Origin of the sequence: Globicatella sp. PHS-GS-PNBC-21-1553, from assembly GCF_033564055.1 — a bacterium.
In the GTDB taxonomy this organism is placed as follows: Bacteria; Bacillota; Bacilli; order Lactobacillales; family Aerococcaceae; genus Globicatella; species Globicatella sulfidifaciens.
This window is the reverse complement of sequence record NZ_CP085470.1, coordinates 354,702-372,178: the sequence shown is the minus strand read 5'-3', so window position 1 is coordinate 372,178 and position 17,477 is coordinate 354,702. Positions and strand designations below refer to the sequence as shown.

The 17,477-nt window shown below is 36.5% G+C and carries 17 protein-coding genes and 3 pseudogenes; 17 read left to right on the top strand and 3 right to left on the bottom strand.

Annotated elements, in window-relative coordinates; translation table 11 throughout:
- Positions 1-13 precede the first annotated feature (13 nt).
- The 4 genes and pseudogenes from LB888_RS01800 to LB888_RS01785 all read left to right on the top strand — a co-directional run bounded on the left by LB888_RS01800 (position 14) and on the right by LB888_RS01785 (position 2,656).
- The gene (locus LB888_RS01800) at positions 14-826 is read left to right on the top strand and encodes a PTS sugar transporter subunit IIC (RefSeq protein WP_311919673.1); all 813 of its coding nucleotides are present in this window, start codon (positions 14-16) and stop codon (positions 824-826) included.
- Entirely contained in the window at positions 816-1,838 is a 1,023-nt protein-coding gene (locus tag LB888_RS01795; protein ID WP_284629728.1) for a PTS system mannose/fructose/sorbose family transporter subunit IID, read from the top strand. Before LB888_RS01800 ends, LB888_RS01795 begins: the two co-directional genes overlap by 11 nt.
- A gap of 156 nt (positions 1,839-1,994) precedes the next feature.
- On the top strand, positions 1,995-2,195 hold the full coding sequence (locus tag LB888_RS01790) for a type II toxin-antitoxin system HicA family toxin (protein ID WP_318753370.1): 201 nt from the start codon (positions 1,995-1,997) through the stop codon (positions 2,193-2,195).
- A gap of 15 nt (positions 2,196-2,210) precedes the next feature.
- Positions 2,211-2,656 (top strand): annotated as a pseudogene (locus tag LB888_RS01785) (type II toxin-antitoxin system HicB family antitoxin).
- A 457-nt stretch (positions 2,657-3,113) separates the two neighbouring features.
- Here the strand turns inward: LB888_RS01785 and ald are convergent.
- Positions 3,114-4,219, bottom strand: a pseudogene (gene ald / locus LB888_RS01780) (alanine dehydrogenase).
- Positions 4,220-4,874: 655 nt separating this feature from the next.
- On the opposite strand from ald, the gene LB888_RS01775 reads away from it, so the two are divergent.
- The 7 genes from LB888_RS01775 to LB888_RS01745 all read left to right on the top strand — a co-directional run bounded on the left by LB888_RS01775 (position 4,875) and on the right by LB888_RS01745 (position 7,600).
- Complete coding sequence (locus tag LB888_RS01775; RefSeq protein WP_066124577.1) at positions 4,875-5,099, top strand: helix-turn-helix domain-containing protein; 225 nt, start codon at positions 4,875-4,877, stop codon at positions 5,097-5,099.
- A 13-nt stretch (positions 5,100-5,112) separates the two neighbouring features.
- Positions 5,113-5,592 carry a sigma-70 family RNA polymerase sigma factor gene (locus LB888_RS01770; protein ID WP_276933515.1) on the top strand — a complete coding sequence of 160 codons (480 nt, stop codon included), beginning with the start codon at positions 5,113-5,115 and terminating at the stop codon, positions 5,590-5,592.
- A 404-nt stretch (positions 5,593-5,996) separates the two neighbouring features.
- The gene (locus LB888_RS01765) at positions 5,997-6,197 is read left to right on the top strand and encodes a hypothetical protein (RefSeq protein ID WP_276933512.1); all 201 of its coding nucleotides are present in this window, start codon (positions 5,997-5,999) and stop codon (positions 6,195-6,197) included.
- A gap of 13 nt (positions 6,198-6,210) precedes the next feature.
- Entirely contained in the window at positions 6,211-6,462 is a 252-nt protein-coding gene (locus LB888_RS01760) for a DUF2922 domain-containing protein (protein WP_318753369.1), read from the top strand.
- A gap of 62 nt (positions 6,463-6,524) precedes the next feature.
- Complete coding sequence (locus tag LB888_RS01755) at positions 6,525-6,767, top strand: hypothetical protein (RefSeq protein ID WP_318753368.1); 243 nt, start codon at positions 6,525-6,527, stop codon at positions 6,765-6,767.
- Positions 6,757-6,993: a phage holin gene (locus LB888_RS01750; protein WP_066124588.1), complete on the top strand. Its 237-nt coding sequence runs from the start codon at positions 6,757-6,759 to the stop codon at positions 6,991-6,993. The genes LB888_RS01755 and LB888_RS01750 overlap by 11 nt, the downstream gene beginning before the upstream one ends.
- Positions 6,968-7,600 carry a CHAP domain-containing protein gene (locus LB888_RS01745; protein ID WP_318753367.1) on the top strand — a complete coding sequence of 211 codons (633 nt, stop codon included), beginning with the start codon at positions 6,968-6,970 and terminating at the stop codon, positions 7,598-7,600. The genes LB888_RS01750 and LB888_RS01745 overlap by 26 nt, the downstream gene beginning before the upstream one ends.
- Positions 7,601-7,799: 199 nt before the next feature.
- Here LB888_RS01745 and rpsT read toward each other — a convergent pair whose 3' ends face one another.
- On the bottom strand, positions 7,800-8,051 hold the full coding sequence (rpsT, locus tag LB888_RS01740) for a 30S ribosomal protein S20 (RefSeq protein ID WP_318753366.1): 252 nt from the start codon (positions 8,049-8,051) through the stop codon (positions 7,800-7,802).
- Positions 8,052-8,326: 275 nt separating this feature from the next.
- On the opposite strand from rpsT, the gene uvrB reads away from it, so the two are divergent.
- Together uvrB and LB888_RS01730 are read left to right on the top strand one after the other, a co-directional pair.
- Entirely contained in the window at positions 8,327-10,327 is a 2,001-nt protein-coding gene (gene uvrB / locus LB888_RS01735; RefSeq protein WP_318753365.1) for an excinuclease ABC subunit UvrB, read from the top strand.
- A 589-nt stretch (positions 10,328-10,916) separates the two neighbouring features.
- A complete protein-coding gene (locus LB888_RS01730; protein WP_318753364.1) occupies positions 10,917-12,290 on the top strand; it encodes a LysM peptidoglycan-binding domain-containing protein in 1,374 nt (457 codons plus the stop codon).
- A gap of 375 nt (positions 12,291-12,665) precedes the next feature.
- Here the strand turns inward: LB888_RS01730 and LB888_RS01725 are convergent, their stop codons facing one another.
- Positions 12,666-12,911, bottom strand: a complete 246-nt coding sequence (locus tag LB888_RS01725; protein ID WP_318753363.1) for a GlsB/YeaQ/YmgE family stress response membrane protein — start codon at positions 12,909-12,911, stop codon at positions 12,666-12,668.
- Between the two features lie 331 nt (positions 12,912-13,242).
- Here LB888_RS01725 and LB888_RS01720 point away from each other — a divergent pair, with 331 nt between their 5' ends.
- The 4 genes and pseudogenes from LB888_RS01720 to LB888_RS12120 form a co-directional block, all read left to right on the top strand.
- Positions 13,243-13,737, top strand: a complete 495-nt coding sequence (locus tag LB888_RS01720; RefSeq protein WP_318753362.1) for a hypothetical protein — start codon at positions 13,243-13,245, stop codon at positions 13,735-13,737.
- Positions 13,738-14,003: 266 nt separating this feature from the next.
- Complete coding sequence (locus LB888_RS01715; RefSeq protein WP_318753361.1) at positions 14,004-16,028, top strand: acyltransferase family protein; 2,025 nt, start codon at positions 14,004-14,006, stop codon at positions 16,026-16,028.
- Between the two features lie 254 nt (positions 16,029-16,282).
- Complete coding sequence (gene rpsO, locus LB888_RS01710) at positions 16,283-16,552, top strand: 30S ribosomal protein S15 (RefSeq protein ID WP_066126785.1); 270 nt, start codon at positions 16,283-16,285, stop codon at positions 16,550-16,552.
- Positions 16,553-16,726: 174 nt separating this feature from the next.
- Positions 16,727-17,423 (top strand): annotated as a pseudogene (locus tag LB888_RS12120) (polyribonucleotide nucleotidyltransferase); the annotation flags it as partial.
- Between the last annotated feature and the right edge of the window lie 54 nt (positions 17,424-17,477).

Below are 17,477 nucleotides of genomic sequence, written 5' to 3'. Positions count from 1 at the left end.
GAGGTGAAAAAAGATGCAAGACTTTAATATAATTCAGATATTATTAGTTTTTATTGTAACATTTGTTGCAGCGATCGATCAGTTTAACCTGTTAGAATCTTTGTATCAACCTATCGTATTAGGACCCGTAATCGGTTTGATTTTAGGGGACTTAAGAACAGGTTTAGTCGTTGGTGGGACTTATCAATTAATGACAATTGGTAATATGCCAGTAGGGGGAGCACAGCCACCAAACGCGGTTATCGGTGGTATTATGGCCACAGTTTTAGCAATCTCTCTAAAACTTGATCCAGCTGGTGCTGTTGGGGCAGCGATTCCATTTGCCTTACTAGGACAGTATGGTATTACCATGCTCTTTACAGCAATGTCACCAATGATGACCAAAGCAGATCAAATGGCAGAAGAGGCAGACACTGATGGGATTGTTAAGTTAAATTATTCTGCGATGGCTATTCTGGGAGTGATTTTTGCTCTAATCGTGACGCTATTCTTTATCGGAGGACAACAGTTCGGAAATATCATTACTGGATTCTTCAATCAACATCCTTGGATTATGGCTGGTTTAGGAGCTGCCGGGAATATGATGCGTTTTGTCGGATTTGCGATTTTGCTTAAAGTAATGATTTCACGAGAATTATGGGGCTTCTATTTTATGGGATTCGCCTTAGCGATTATTGTGGATGCAGTTGGAACTTTAGGAAGTTCCGCTTTATTATTACTAGCAATTATTGGATTTGGTTTGGCATATTGGGATTACCAAGTTCAAACAAAATTAGCCAATAATGTTGCAAACAACGATTTTGGAGGTGAAGAAGATGGTATCTAATATTCCAAATAATTATAATGACTTAACACCTGCTGAAACGCTAGATAAGAAAACATTAAATAAAATGATTTGGCGTTCATTGAATTTACAAGCATCCTTTAACTATGAAAGAATGCAAGCAGCAGGGTGGCTTTATTCTATTTTACCTGGATTAAAGAAAATCCATAAAGACAAAGAAGACTTGTCCTCATCTATGAAGCATAACTTAGAATTCTTCAATACACATCCGTTTTTAGTAACGTTTGTAATGGGGATAGTATTATCATTGGAGCAAAATAAAGCGGATATTCCAACAATTCGTGCTGTTAGGGTTGCTGCGATGGGACCATTAGGGGGAATCGGGGATGCTATTTTCTGGCTGACTTTAGTTCCAATTTCAGCGGGTATTACCGCTCAAATGGCTTTAGAAGGAAATTGGTTTGCACCAATTCTATTCTTACTAATCTTTAATATTGTACAATTTATCGTTCGTTACTATCTCATGCATTGGTCATATAGCTTGGGAACAAATGCCATTGGTATTTTAACTCAAAATGCAAAAGCATTTACACGTGCAGCATCAATTTTAGGGGTATTTGTTGTCGGTGCCTTAACTTGTGTTTACGGAGCGACGGCCGTTAACGGATTAGTTATTCCTAATGGTACCACTCAAGAAGCTGTTGAAATTGTAGAGACAGTACCAGCCTCAGAAATAGGTAATTATGAAAATATCATCTATGAAAATGTGGCTGATCAAACTCCAGCAATTGGTCAAGAAGACGCGAGTATAACGGAATTGCCAAGTGGTAATTATAAAGTAACTTATTTTGAGTATGTGGAAACACCTGTTCAAATTAATATTCAAGAGATACTTGATGGGATCATGCCAAAATTAATACCACTAACAATCACCTTACTCTTATATTATTTACTAGCATTTAAAGGATGGACACCAATTAAATGTATTTTATTAATTTTAGTAATCGGATTACTAGGTGCTGGTCCATTTGGTTTATGGACATCTATTTGGTAAGAGAGTCCTCAAATTAAGCTCAATCTATTAACCAAGGCAATTTGCCTTGGTTTTTTTCGAGTGTTATTGAATATATTCCGTATTTTATTTTATAAAGCAAATACACATGTATAATACGTGTTATACGTGCTATAATAAATAGGAGGAAGAATATAAATGCCTTTGACGCAATTAGAGATGATGAAATTGTTCATGTTGCATGGATGGACACCCTATACCAGAGAGGGGAAAGGCTCCCATATAAAAATGAAAAAGAAGGGATGTCGACCAATTATCATTCCACATGGAGAATTAAAAAGAGGTACGGAACGCAATATATTAAAACAGGCTAATTTATTGGCATTATGGCATCGTTAAGAAAGGAAGTTGAGTATGCAAGTAGTTTATCCCGCTTTATTTTATTTTGATCCAAAGGAGAGCAATTATTTTATTACATTTCCTGACTTTGAATATTCTGCTACTCAAGGCGAAAATCTTGCGGATGCGATGATGATGGCCGCCGAGTATTTGGGGATACAAGTAGCCGATTTGATTGAAGAGAATCACACATTGCCTATCCCAACTAATATAAATGAGTTATCATTAATTGAACACAATCCATTTAGAGAAGATTCGGAATTTAGTCAAGATTACGATGAACAGCAATCATTTATTTCAATGGTTACTACAGATGTCACACGATATCTAGGTATGCAAGAGTTAGTAAAAAAACACTCACAATCCCTAAATGGGCTGATATCGCTGGGAAAGAATTGCAATTAAACTTCTCTCAAACTTTAACAGAAGCGATATTAGCGAAGAAGTTTGAATCATCGTAGATTTGTTTCTTAAAATCATTTGAAGTATTTCGTTATTGTTTTACTTATTTGTATGAAAAGGGGAAACAGAAACGTTTTAAAAGCGAATGATTAGTGTATATTTTATAGCGCAGTGTTTGAGAGGCATCTAGAGAGTCAGGGACGAGATTCAGTCGAGTTATTGCGCGTTAATTAAAATCGCAGTGGCAGAGGGGGTTAAAACTTCGTCTTACTGACTCATTTATAACCTCATCTACTTTGCTTTGCGGGAGTGGACAGACGAAGTGAAAATCAATCGGTTTTCTACTTCAAGTCCACTCCCTATTTGCTTTGTATTGGATTAAATGATAGTTTCTAATGCAACAAATTCAAGTAAGATGCGTAATGAAGTCGCGTTTAGCATATTGAATTAAATGAATGTATCTAGTGCTATAAATTTAAGTAAGATGCGTAACAAAGTCACATTTAGCATACTGAATTAAATGAAAGTTTTTAAGGCCACAAATTCGCGGTCTTGTGATTCTGCCACAGCTAAATTGGTTATATGGCCTTGATAAGTATTAATGCCTGTTAAGATGGTGTGATTATCTTTGGCAGCTTGGATGATGCCTTTATTGGCGATTTCTTTTGTATAGAATAATGATGCATTGGTTAAGGCAATGGTAGCTGTTTGTGGTACCGCTCCTGGAATATTGCTAACGGCGTAGTGCGTTACGCCATATTTAACATAGGTTGGTTCTGAATGAGTGGTTTCATGGGTTGTTGCGAAATTTCCTCCTTGATCGACTGCCACATCAATTAGGACAGAACCAGGCTTCATTTGTTGAATGGTACTTTCTTTAACTAGGATGGGGGCACGCCGCCCGGGCACTAAGACGGAACCAATGACTAAGTCCGAATTTATCACCGATTCATGAATATTCGCTTCATTTGATATGAGTGTTTGTACCGGGCTGCCTAAAGTATGTTCAATCTTGGCTAAACGTTGTGGATTGATATCGATAATCGTCACATTGGCACCTAAGCCGCAGGCTAACTTGGCACTATTAAGACCGACAACGCCACCCCCAATAATCGTAACATTCGCCCGTTTCACTCCAGGGACCCCCCTAATAAAATGCCAGGTCCACCATGATTTTTCTCTAATAGATGAGCGCCAATTTGTACCGACATACGTCCGGCTACTTCGGACATGGGCTTCAGTAGTGGAAGCGTGCCTTTGTCAACCATTGTTTCATAAGCGATACTGGTTACTTCACTGTCTAATAAAGCTTGGGCTAAGTCGAGATCGGCTGCTAAATGTAAATAAGTAAATAGAATTAGGCCTTTGTGGAAGTATGCATATTCTTCTTTCAAAGGCTTTTTTACTTTGATAACCATCTCTGCAGCCCAAACTTTGGCAACTTCTTCAACTAAAGTGGCTCCGGCTGCTTGATAAGCTTCATCATTAAATCCAGATTTTAAACCGGCTTGATGTTCAACGATAACTTGGTGGCCGTCGTTGATTAATTCTTTAACATTGTCGGGGGTTAACCCCACACGATTTTCATTGATTTCTTGTTCTCTTGGTAAGCCAATAATCATGGTCATGACTCCTTCAAAATGATGTTTTTATTTGATAATTATATCACAAAACAAAGTAAATAGAACATCCTTAGAAAAGCGTTTTTATAAGAATATCAAACAATCAGCTATTTTTGGAGTATTGAGTATTTAAATCAGCATTCTTAGCGCTTTGTTTCGTTTACTGTAGGAAACTCATCTTATTTTCATCTTTTTCATAGTAAAAACGCAAAAGACATTTGGATGGATTGTTTTCATAGAAGCAAGTTATTACTAAAATTTATTCACAAAGATTAGTGGATATTTCACAAAGTTAGTTTTACGTGACTAATTGTGACCGAATTTGTTTGTAATTTTCATAAAAAATGCTTTCATTGTGATTACACTTTGTACTAGTGATTTTTCAAATTGTTAGCCTCATCATTTTCAAAGCTGTTTTACATTATAAAAACGCTTGCAACACAAATTGAACCTAAGCTATAATTCAGTCAATGTACCAAATTTAGAATTTTTATCGATATATTTATTAAACAATATTGAGAGAGGGGGACTCGGTATATAGGTGTTTTATAGATGAATCTATTAAGCAAAAAATGTTATCGATGCATTATAATACGAGGGAGTACAAGCAAGAAATTTAGAATTTATTTATAGTGAAAAGAGGAGGTGAAAGGGAGTGGAACAACCTTATGAGATTAATCGTTATGCTTTAGAAAAAGCCATCAATCAACGACGTTTAAAGGCTTGTCAGGTTGCAGACCAAGTTGGTATTTCCCGCAACACGATGTCACGTACGCTTCAAGGGCATACGATTCCCAGTTTAGAGGTAGTTAACTTAATTAGTCGCTTTCTGAAATTAACAGACCGTGAGATTATTCGCATTTTTCATCCGAAATTTTAAAGGAGGCTATTCGATGAAGATAGAGTGTTTATTGGAAGAATATGAATTATTGATCCATCAAGTTTTGAAAGAGTACCAGATTTATCCAAACCGTCATGACTATGAAGATTTTGCTCAGGAATTACGCCTTCATTTATTTGAGGAATTAAAACGCTTGTTAACATCAAAACACCAAGTGGAAAATATGGAAGCTTACTTACGGCACGCGATGCGTTGGCGGTTGTTTAAATTGTTACGCCAACAAAAGCGTCATCAATGGGTACCAGTAGAGGAAACCTTTTTGATTAATCAAACCCAAGAAGATGCTAATTTAGTCTTTAAAGAATTTGTCTTGTCTCTACCCAATACGTTAACACCTCGAGAACAGGAATTCTTGCAGTATTTGTATGAAGGCTATCATTTAACGCAGTTAGCCGAGATTTATCACCGTGAATATCGCACGATTCGTCGTTGGCGCGATCGTCTGATTGAAAAGTTGAAGCGCGAAGATTGACTGTGTGGTAAATGAAAAGTTGAAGCGCGAAGATTGACTGTGTGATAAATGAAAAGTTGAAGCGCAAAGATTGATTGTGTGATAAACGAAAAGTTTAGGTCTGATGAGTGACTAAGTGAAATTTAAACGATAGAGCAGAATATGGACTAATTGATGACAGAAAGGAGTGCGCAAAAGGGTTCAGGTACTTATCGAACATTTAGAGCGTAGGGGCATTTTACTCATCATTGATGAGGTTGGGTCACTGTTACTTGGTTCTATGTACGTGTTAAAACTTTGTCAATTCAATATTCACTAGTCAATAAATCATCATTGATGTGTATTTTTGTCCAAAAAACGTGTTTTTGGGGTACTTACTAGGTGTAGCATCCGGAACTACAACAAAATTTTAAGGAGGTTGCCCGATGGCAAAAACATTTAAGAGTGGAAAATTAACCATGAAACTAGTAGGCGAGGATAAAAAAGCAGTTCGTACGATGAATTTTAATAATTTGATGAATGATGCGCCCGAGGAAGAGATTATAAAAGTTCGTAGTGCAATTGAAACATTAGTAGATGAACCGTTTAATAAAACCAACGTAACAGAAAATTACGAAATTGACTAGGAGGAATTAAGTTATGGCAGAAGTAACAACAACGAATTTAGAATTACAAATTAAAAATGCTGCAGGGAAAGCAAAAGTAGTGCGTGTGCCGGAACCAAGTTTAGGTTTAGACCGTGTGACGACTGAAAGAGCGGCTCAAGATTTAATCGAAGCCAATATCTTTGTAGATGACTCAGGGGATCCTTATGTAACCAATGTCGGCGCTCGTTACGTTAAACGTACTGTAGACGAAATCTACAATGTTGAAAACGAACCGGCTGTTTAAGGGTAAGTGAAGGAGTGGGTGCTTTGAACACCTGCTCCTTTTATCAAAAAGGAGGAATTGAAATGAGTCTGATTGAATTAGGCGCTTTAGCTAGTGCGTTAGTCGCCATCATTACCTTAATTACGAAACTCTATAATTTAATTGCAGCTATTCAACAATTAATTGGCCGCTTAGACTTTTTGCAGTCTGAGATTAATCACCATCATTTGATTCAAAAGCAATTAATTAAACTGTATGATCATCATGAACAACGCTTGAATCGCGTAGAACAAATACAGAAAAGAGGTAATCAGGATGCAGCTTAGTAATCAGTCTTATGATTTTCTAAAGTGGGTAGCATTGGTCTTTTTACCAGCATTTTCAGTATTAATTGGGGGATTAGGTCCGATATTTAATTGGTCAATGACCGAAAAGTGGGTAACACTGGTTAATTTATTAGCAGTATTTTTAGGTAGTTTATTACAGTTATCATCTAATAATTATCACAATCAAGGAGGGGGACATTATGCCGTCCAAACAAACTTTGCTTAATGAATTACAACAATATATTGGGATGGTTCAACATTCTTCTAAACATCAAGCAATGGTTGACGCTTATAACCGAGTCGAACCTTTACCAGTAGGCTATCGGGTCAAATATAGTGATGACTGGTGTGATTTATTTGTGACCTATATTGCTGATAAGATCGGTTTATCCAGTCAAATTGGACGTGAGTGTGGCGTTAATCGTCATCGTGAAATAATGCGTCAGAAAGGCATTTGGTTAGGAAAGGTAAGTCCACAAGTGGGAGATATTATCTTTTTTGATTGGGATGGCAATGGTTTTTGTGATCATATAGGATTTGTCATTCAAGTAGGGAATGATTTTGTGATTACAATAGAAGGGAATTCATTGCGCCAAGTTCGTAAGGTTTATTATCAAAAACAAGATTGGCGGATTGCTGGTTATGCTAGACCGGTTTATCAAGAAGCAACGGTCAACGCACCAGGAAAATCAGTTTCAGAGTTAGCATTGGAAGTTATCCGAGGGTTATGGGGCAATGGTGCTGAACGTGTTAGACGCCTTACCCAAGCAGGGTATGATGCGGTTGTAGTCCAGAAGCTGGTGAATCAAAAACTTTTAGGCCTAAAGAATTGAATAGTAACGAAAGGATCGCTGTACCAAGTTGGTAATGGCGATTTTTTTGGTTTAAAATTTGGCAATTTTGTAGTGGTGTTACCACCTTTGCCGATTTTGATACTTCAGTTTAGCTAGATAAAAATGTTTGTTTAGCCATATTCTCACCATCAAAATCAAGCACAAAAAACCACCCTTTAAAAGGATGGTTGAAAATTCATTATTTTACTAATTTTGCTAAACGTGACTTATCACGAGCTGCTTTATTTTTATGGATTAAACCTTTAGTAGCTGCGCTATCAATTTCTTTAGCCGCTAATTTGAATAATTCTTCTAAATTACCTTCGCCAGATTCTACAGCTGCACGGAATCTTTTGATTGCTGTACGCATACCTGATACGTGAGCAGTGTTACGAGCAGTTACAGTTTTTGTTTGACGGATACGTTTGATTGCTGATGGAGTATTTGCCATGTCTCGGTCACCTCTTTCTTCTCTTATTGGTGTGTAAGCCAAATATGACTTAGTCAACTTCCTTATTATACATGATAACTATTATACCTTGCAACTATATAATCAAAAAATCTTTAAATTAACTGTAAATTTTTTTGTGAAATGGGGGGTGATTTACATGAAAAGTATTTTATGACTTTCATTTTCAAGCTAATTTATTTTGAATCGTTCGATTTGCCACACCTTATGAATAAAGGTACAATAGAAGCGAATTGAAAGGATTAGAGGTGTCCAAAATGGATCAATTTAAATTAGTATCTCAATACCAGCCGAGTGGTGATCAACCGACGGCAATTAAACAATTAGTAGAAGGCTTGAATGAAGGCAAACGCGACCAAGTACTCTTAGGGGCTACTGGTACCGGAAAAACATTTACGATTGCGAATGTGATTAAAGAGGTCAATCGTCCTACTTTAGTGTTGGCTCACAATAAAACGCTAGCCGGCCAATTATATTCTGAATTATTGGAATTTTTCCCTGAAAACTCAGTGGAATATTTTGTTTCTTACTATGATTATTATCAACCTGAGGCCTATGTACCTGCCTCTGATACTTATATTGAAAAAGAGTCGAGCGTCAATGATGAAATTGACCGATTACGTCACTCTGCTTCTTCAGCGTTATTGGAAGGTCGTGATGTGATTGTGGTCGCCTCTGTTTCTTGTATTTACGGATTAGTCGATCCTAAAAACTATCGTGAACATGTATTGTCGATTCGTCAAGGCCAAGAAATCAGTCGCAATGCCATTTTAAATCGTCTAGTCGAAATGCAGTTTGTCCGAAATGATATTGATTTTCAGCGGGGAACCTTTCGTGTGCGTGGCGATGTACTGGAAATTTTTATGGCTTCACGTGAATCAGAAGTTATCCGAGTGGAATTTTTTGGCGATGAAATTGATCGTATTCGTGAAGTGGATGTTTTAACCGGTGAAATTCGTCGAGACTTAGAACATTATCCTATCTATCCGGCAACTCACTTTGTGGCCAATGAAGATCAAGTAACGCGTGCAGTCGAAAGCATTCGTCAGGAATTAGAGGAGCGTTTAGAAGAATTACGCAGTGAGCATAAACTATTAGAAGCGCAACGTTTAGAACAACGAACGAATTATGATATCGAGATGTTATTAGAAATGGGTTATTGTAGTGGGATTGAGAATTATTCACGTCATATGGATGGTAGAGCACCAGGACAAGCACCGTATACTTTATTAGACTTTTTCCCAGACGATTATTTAGTGGTAGTCGATGAGTCTCATATTACGATGTCGCAATTAAGAGGGATGTATAATGGAGACCGTGCACGTAAACAACAATTAGTCGACTATGGTTTCCGTCTGCCAAGTGCCATTGATAACCGTCCATTACGCTTAGAAGAATTTGAAGAGCGAGTTAATCAAATCATCTACGTTTCAGCCACTCCAGGTCCTTATGAATTAGAACGTACTAATGGTGAATATGCTGAGCAAATTATTCGTCCGACTGGCTTACTGGACCCATTAGTTGAAGTTCGTCCGATTAAGGGTCAAATTGATGATTTAGTGGGCGAAATAAATAAACGTGTTGAGAGAAATGAACGAGTGTTTATTACGACATTAACGAAAAAAATGTCCGAAGACTTAACCGATTATTTAAAAGAACTTGATATCAAGGTCAAGTATTTACATAGTGACATAGTCACCTTGGAGCGGACAGAAATTATTCGTGACTTACGATTAGGTGTCTTTGATGTTTTAGTCGGGATTAACTTATTACGTGAAGGTTTAGACGTTCCGGAAGTATCTCTTGTTGCGATATTAGATGCAGATAAAGAAGGATTCCTGCGTAGTGAACGCTCGCTAGTGCAAACGATTGGTCGAGCTGCTCGTAATGAGAACGGTCAAGTAATAATGTATGCGGATGTGATCACTCAATCGATGAAAAATGCGATCGATGAAACTAACCGTCGTCGTGGGATTCAAATGGCTTATAATAAAGAACACGGTATTGTTCCAAAAACGATTAAGAAAGAAGTACGCGACTTAATTCGTATTACACATGATGTTCAAGGGGAAGAACGTGAAGAAAACTTATTGGTACAGTTTAAAAACCTTTCAAAAATGCAACGCGAAGAAGAGTTGGAGCGCCTAACGATGGAAATGAAAGAACATGCCAAAAATATGAATTTCGAAGCAGCAGCCGAGTTGCGTGATATTATAATGGAATTAAAAGCCGCTTATGGGCATAAGTTAAATAAATAAAAGCCTGTGAACCAATAAAAAAGACAGTAAGCTGTAGGATGCGAGTGTCATTTATTTTAAAGCGTGTGTGCTTTAGTCATAACAAGACAGACTATTATGTTGCGGATGGTATCAGGTAGTTGCGTAGTATCTGAATGGATTAGCATCAGTGCTAATCATTGTATTCTGCCTAAAGACACGAAAAGTGTTAAATATATATCACCGGCGATAGGCAAGTAGTTGTATGTTGGCTGAAATTACGAAAATTGTTAAGGATTCATATATCGCCGAAGGGCCAATACATATATGTTGGCTGAATTCATGAAAACGTGTCAGAGTGATACAAAGTTAGCGTCAAAACATCAACTTTTAAAATTGTATTATCTGTCAAAAACGTCAGCATCTTTAGAAAATAAAATATATTTTATGATGTTTAACTAAATTTGATGAAAGTGTGAATTAAAAAAGACCTTTTATTAAGTAGTTAGACTTTACAGTGAAATTCATTGAATAAGCTATTTTCCTGTGATATTATAGGCACATAGTTAGAGAGATAGGAATTTAATCATAATTTCTATTATTAAGTAATCAAGTTTATGGAGGTCCTAAAATGAAAAAATTAAGTAAATATTTATTAATCTCAGCGTTGACCTTAGGATTAGTGAATCCAGTTTTCGCACAAGAGGAAACAACGACCGAAGAAGAGGTCACAACCGAAGCAGTGAGTGATACAACGGTTGAGGAAACCGTTGATGAAACAGTATCAGATGGTTTAGATGAAACTGAAGATGTGATAGATGAAATGACCGAAGCTCCGGCACAGTATGTGATTGAAAATAGTTCAACACGCAAGTTTGTCTTTGATAATGAAGAAGTAGTACCTCAACCTTGGGAACAAGTGAAGGATGCTGCGGCCGCAACTGAAGCAGAAGATGGCTTAAAAGACATGAATATCGAATGGGGACGTTTAAATACTGACTTATATAGTAGTGACGAGGTAGTATACGAAGCGGGGACACCGGTTTTCCGTGTGGTAAACCATGACACGAAAAATACCAGTGATTTTGCTATTTTTGGTACGATTACATATCCAGGTGCTGAAACTTATGGACATGTAGCTGCACAATATGTTGACTCTGAAGGCTTTACATATGTAGAAGATGCTGGCACTGAATCAGTAGATGTCTTTACTCAAGCAGAAGCTTTTAAATCAGCAGCTTTAGAAAATGCTACTGCACGTTTGAATCCGGCTTTAGATGACGAATTACCACCATTAACAGAGCAACCATTATTTACTGGAAATGCTGAAGGTGTGTTCGAATTAACTCCAAAAGAAAATGAAGAGACAACTGTTGAGGAATCTGAAGACACAACTGCTGAAGGGGACGAATCAACAGAAGAATCTGAAGAGACAACTGCTGAAGGCGACGAATCAACAGAAGAAGCTGAAGACACAACTGCTGAAGGCGACGAATCAACAGAAGAATCTGAAGACACAACTGCCGAAGGTGATGAAACGACAGAAACAACAACTGAAGACGATGAAACAGCAGAAACAACTGAAGAAACAAGTTCTGAAACGTCTGCTGAAAGCGAAACAACAGCATCTGAAGAACAAACTTATAAAGTTGCCGAAGGTGATACGTTAAATAAAATTGCTAAAGAATTTGGTGTAACAGTAGAAGCATTAAAAGCTGCCAATAATTTGACTGATGATAATATTTTTGTTGGTCAAACACTTAAGATTCCAGCAGAAGGGGAAACTGAAGACACTGGTAACGCAGAAGAAACACCAACTCAAACTGAAACAACTACTTTAGCAGTCTCACAAGAAACTTCTGTAATCACCACTACAACGAAGGATGGCAAATCTTTACCACAAACAGGTGAAAGAAACGCTACAATTGTAATCGTGGGGGCTTTAGTTTTAGCAGGATTAGGTGTCGCTTTAATTACCTTTAATAAGAAAAAGGATAATAAATAATTATTAAGTCTCTCTTTCAACAACCAAAAGTTTGAAACTTTTGGTTGTTTTTTCATTTTAGTGTGTGCGCATACCAAGCAAAAAGCATCAAATTCTCGCTTTATTTGCCTATCTTCGCACAGTTGAGAGTTGGCTAGAAGTAGAAAATTGAATGATTCTCGCTTCGTCCGCCTCCCGCCCACAGTTGAGACCACTCAACCACTGCGCTTTAATTAAATCGATAGAACCAAAAAATAATTTTTAAAGTTCTGGCCCAACCTTTTACACAATAAAAAAAATCCCTAGTTCTTTATGAAAGAGTACTAGGGATTTAAATTTTATTAAGAGAATGAGTATAAAAAATTACTGGCTCACCTTCTTAATGTCTACATCAAATTAGCGAGTAGATTTTAAAATAAATGAAACTACCAGAATAAGAATAATCGCTCCTAATAAGGTTGGAATAATTGCAAAGCCGGCAACTTGTGGTCCAAAGTTAGAGAATAAATTACCACCGATCATTGAACCTATAATTCCCGCAACAATGTTACCAATTACACCACCGGGTAAATCTTTTCCTAAAATTAAGCCTGCTAACCAACCTAATACTCCTCCGACAATTAATTGAATAATTAATCCCACTATAATTACCTCCTAAAATATTTTTATAAACTTTCTTTTATTTAGTTTATATCTATATCATATATGAAAAAGAGGGGTAAATGCAAATATTTTAATTTGATAATCAATTATTATTTTTAAGTAAATTTTTCTAATATGGTCAGTGTCAATTTTTTGTTATAAATACGTTTCCATGTTATAATAGTAATTGTAAAGTACATTCAGAATATAGGTCTAACAACGGATAGCTTGTTTTATCCATGACATAATATTCGGAAAAACCAAGAGAAACAGAGAGACTCAGAAGGGTGTGAAATGACCTTCTAAATATATTTTACGAGGAGTGAATAAAATGGGAAAATTTAAAAAAGGATTAGGTTTTGGTGTCGCAATTGTAGGAGCTTATTTATTAGCAGAGAAATTTTATCCAAAACAAACCGAGCATTATAAAAATGAAATGGGCAAACGATACCAAGATGCTAAAGATGAATTAAATGTATTGAAAGATAAAACAATTGAACAAGGTCAAGATTTTGCTAGTCTTGCAGGTCTTGCATCTGATGAAACAAAAGAAAATTTTGCACATGCTCAAAAAGACGTTGTTAAATCATTAAAAGAATTATCAGGTAAAGTAGGTAAAGTAGTTTCAGATACAAAAAATAATCTTACTGACTTAGATGATAATGATAAAGTGGTAGATACGTTAGTTAAAGGTGTTACACAAGTTAAGGATGAATTAACGAGTTCATTCGATGAAATCTTAAGTAGCTTTAGTACTCTAAAAGATGGGGTAAAAGAAACGACAGATGCTGCTCTTGAGCTTTCAGAAGAAGTCGTGAGTGAGTAATTTAATAATTGTTAGTGAATGATCTACATAATTGACTGAATGGATAGGGCTGGGGATACTTTGAATAGTGGTCTTAGCCCTTTTTCATTCTATAATTATCAAGACTGTCTAATATTAGTATATAGGTGGGTTTGGAAGAACCTTAGGGAACCAAACCTACTTTTTTTGTGTTTTAAGCAAATATTTATATAAATGCCAACATTTTAAAAGTAATTTTTGTTATTATATAATAAGAATATATTTGAAAAGTTGAGCGGGTGAGAGAAATGAGTAAGAAGAAGCGAATACTGAGTTATGATGGGATTAAAGGGATATCGATTATTGCGATTATACTTTATCATCTTTTTCCTAGTTATTTACCGGGTGGTTTTTTAACCGTTAATACCTTTTTAGCACTGGGAGGGTATTTCTTTACTTATAAAGTAGAGCAAATTGAATTTAATAGTGCGAAACGTGATTGGTCATCAATTTGGCATTATTTTAAAAATACCCTATCAAGAATCTTTTTCCCATTGCTTTGGATGATGGGATCAGTCGTAATTGGATTGTTACTTTTTGATCGTACGCAGTTATTATCGATTCGTGATGATTTATTTTCAGGTTTATTTCTCTATAATAATTTGTATCAAATTTCTGCTGATAAATCTTACTTTGTTAGGATGACGGAAGCGTCATTATTTACTCACTTATGGTATAACAGTTTATATATTCAATCGTTTGTTTTGGCGATGGTAGGGGTCTTCATTACTAAATTTTTAAATCTTAAAGGGGCCGTTAAAGCAATTATCTGGTCTTTAATTGCCGGTGTGAGCCATTTTGCATTATTATGGCTTTATGTGCCTGGTCAAGACCCTTCGCGTGTTTACTATGGAATTGATACGCGCTTTTCTTCTTTTGTACTGGGGATTATGACGGCCTATATGATTCCGGTCTTATTAAATCTATTTTATAGAGTCAAAGCCAAAAAAGTATTGTATTACATTATTGGTATCATCAGTTTTATCGGTTTTATGGGCATGCCATTTTTTGTTAAAGACCAACAACCCGAAACCTATTATTTCTTTATGCCCCTGTATTCCGTTTTGAGTATGTTGCTTATCTTTTCGATTACCGTTGGGGTGCCATTAGTGCGTAAAGTCTTTGAAATTCAGCCTTTGCCTTGGATTGGGCGCCGTTCATATTCTTATTACTTATGGTATTATCCGGTTATTGTTTTATGGTTCAAATTACAACGTCAATTTGATGGACGAATGTATTGGCTTTATCTATCGATTGCGATTTCTTTAGCACTAGTCAGTGAATTGACTTATCAATTGATTGAGCGCCAACGTTTGATTCTTCCTTTTACTACCAGTTTTAATTGGAAAGAAGATTGGCGTGAATTTCAATTAAATAATCGTAATCTATGGTTAGCGCCAGTTGGCTTAGTATTATTTGTGATAATGGGAGCGGGTTGGGTGATGGCGCGCAATGATAAACCCTTAACGCAATTTCAATTAGAGTATCAATTAAAGCAAGTTCAACCAAGTTTATTTGAAATTGCTGACAAAGATGAGCGTGCGATTAATAAAGTAAAAACGAGAGTTGAGCAGCTAGAAAAAGAATTAGATACAGTATTGATTTCAAAAATTGAGACGGAAAACTTCTTTGACATCGCTAAAAAGGCTTTAGTTCAAACATCAGGTGTGGGTGAGGAAGTCACTCAAATTACCAATGATAATGCCGATGTTATTAATGAAATCAATGCGCTTGATCCTGAGTTAGCCGCTTTAGTACCAGATGAAGTGAAATTATTTGCTTCGAAGATTCGTGTTAGTTTCTTTGGGGATTCACTGATTTTATTATCAGCTCCCAATGCGTTAAATGTGTTTTTGAACTCTAATGATTTAGGGATTCAAAGTTTACAAATTTGGAAAGCGGTCGGTGTATTGACGGATTGGATTAGTAGTGGAGAAGTGAATGATATACTTGTGATCAACTTGGGTACGAATGCAGGTTTAGACGATCAAGGAATGGAAGATTTTATCGCGGCAGCTGGTGACCGTCAATTGTTCTTTGTGAATTCAGACTCAGCGGTTGAACATCGTGATTCTGTTAACCAAATTATTAAAAAGTTTGCAGAAAAATATGACAATGTCCATGAATTAGATTGGTATAGTTATGCGAAAGACCATCCCGAATTTTACTGGGAAGGTGAAGGCGTTCATCATACACCAGAAGGGGCCGATGAATTTGCTGCCTTTACCGCTAAAGAATTATATCGTTTCTATAATGGGCAAGTGCCAGAGTAAGCAGTGACGGTTGATTTTAACTAGTGAGGTCATCTTTTTGATTCCTTACTTTAATATTTGGTAAAAATATTAAGAAAAGAGCTCTTACCCCTTGCAACTTCTGTCAATTTCATGTAAATTATATAGGTGGTCGTCTGTCGCTGTGTAATACCGATGTTTGACTATGCAATTATTAATTACCCATCCTTAGTTTTGCGAATCACCAACGCATTACTTTGGATGTGGCATACTTTAAAAGAAAGGTGGAAAATATTATGGCAATTTCTAAAGAACGTAAAAACGAAATCATTAAAGAATATGCTATTCATGAAGGAGACACTGGTTCACCAGAAGTACAAATCGCTGTATTAACTGAAGATATCAATGTTTTAAATGATCATATTCGTACACACAAAAAAGATTTCACATCTTATCGTGGACTTATGAAAAAAATTGGTCACCGTCGTAACTTATTAGCTTACTTACGTGATAAAGATGTTCAACGTTACCGTGAACTTATCCAACGTTTAGGTCTACGTCGTTAATTCATCGAGACTTTGAAGGATGGCTCACGCCATCCTTTTGTTTTATTGATTTGTTATTTTACATCCAAGAACCAAACGTACCTATACAAATATGAGCCTATGTTTTAATAGGTAGGTTGATATTTGTTTAGCTATGTTGAAGTCTTGGATAAGATTTTATAAAAGGAGTTTATTATGGCAGAAAAACAAGTTTTTAGTACCACTTTAGGCGGTCGTCCGTTAACCGTCGAAATCGGCGAATTAGCCAAGCAAGCCAATGGTGCGGTTTTAGTCCGCTATGGCGATACCGTTGTCTTAACAGCAGCAGTTGCTTCTAAAAAAGCTACTAGTGGGGATTTTTTCCCATTAACTGTTAATTATGTTGAAAAGATGTATGCGGTAGGGAAAGTACCAGGAGGCTTTATTAAACGTGAAGGGCGTCCTTCCGAGACAGCGACGTTAACGAGTCGTTTAATTGACCGTCCAATTCGTCCAATGTTCCCAGAAGGAGTACGAAACGAAATTCAAATTACCAATACAGTTTTATCAGTTGATCAAGATTGTACGCCAGAGATGGCGGCGATGTTAGGTTCGTCTTTAGCTTTAGCAGTATCTGATATTCCATTTGATGGTCCAATTGCTGGCGTTAATGTAGGACGTGTCAATGGTGAATTAATCATCAATCCAACCGTTGCTCAAGATGAAGAGTCTGATATTGAATTAACGGTAGCTGGAACCGCTACTGCAATTAACATGGTAGAATCGAGTGCTAAAGAAGTTTCAGAAGCGGAAATGCTAGAGGCATTATTATTTGGACATGAAGCAATTAAGGAATTAGTCGCTTTCCAAAATGAAGTAGTAGCTGCTTGTGGTAAAGAGAAATTTGAGTTAACCTTAGCGACACCAAATGAAGAAATTGTCGCAACTGTTAAAGAGCGTTACCAAG

Coding starts and splice junctions, on each gene's coding strand:
- LB888_RS01800 (WP_311919673.1), top strand. CDS start 14: ATGCAAGACTTTAATATAATTCAGATATTATTAGTTTTTATTGTAACA.
- LB888_RS01795 (WP_284629728.1), top strand. CDS start 816: ATGGTATCTAATATTCCAAATAATTATAATGACTTAACACCTGCTGAA.
- LB888_RS01790 (WP_318753370.1), top strand. CDS start 1,995: ATGCCTTTGACGCAATTAGAGATGATGAAATTGTTCATGTTGCATGGA.
- LB888_RS01770 (WP_276933515.1), top strand. CDS start 5,113: ATGAAGATAGAGTGTTTATTGGAAGAATATGAATTATTGATCCATCAA.
- LB888_RS01765 (WP_276933512.1), top strand. CDS start 5,997: ATGGCAAAAACATTTAAGAGTGGAAAATTAACCATGAAACTAGTAGGC.
- LB888_RS01760 (WP_318753369.1), top strand. CDS start 6,211: ATGGCAGAAGTAACAACAACGAATTTAGAATTACAAATTAAAAATGCT.
- LB888_RS01755 (WP_318753368.1), top strand. CDS start 6,525: ATGAGTCTGATTGAATTAGGCGCTTTAGCTAGTGCGTTAGTCGCCATC.
- LB888_RS01750 (WP_066124588.1), top strand. CDS start 6,757: ATGCAGCTTAGTAATCAGTCTTATGATTTTCTAAAGTGGGTAGCATTG.
- LB888_RS01745 (WP_318753367.1), top strand. CDS start 6,968: ATGCCGTCCAAACAAACTTTGCTTAATGAATTACAACAATATATTGGG.
- rpsT (WP_318753366.1), bottom strand. CDS start 8,051: ATGGCAAATACTCCATCAGCAATCAAACGTATCCGTCAAACAAAAACT.
- uvrB (WP_318753365.1), top strand. CDS start 8,327: ATGGATCAATTTAAATTAGTATCTCAATACCAGCCGAGTGGTGATCAA.
- LB888_RS01730 (WP_318753364.1), top strand. CDS start 10,917: ATGAAAAAATTAAGTAAATATTTATTAATCTCAGCGTTGACCTTAGGA.
- LB888_RS01720 (WP_318753362.1), top strand. CDS start 13,243: ATGGGAAAATTTAAAAAAGGATTAGGTTTTGGTGTCGCAATTGTAGGA.
- LB888_RS01715 (WP_318753361.1), top strand. CDS start 14,004: ATGAGTAAGAAGAAGCGAATACTGAGTTATGATGGGATTAAAGGGATA.
- rpsO (WP_066126785.1), top strand. CDS start 16,283: ATGGCAATTTCTAAAGAACGTAAAAACGAAATCATTAAAGAATATGCT.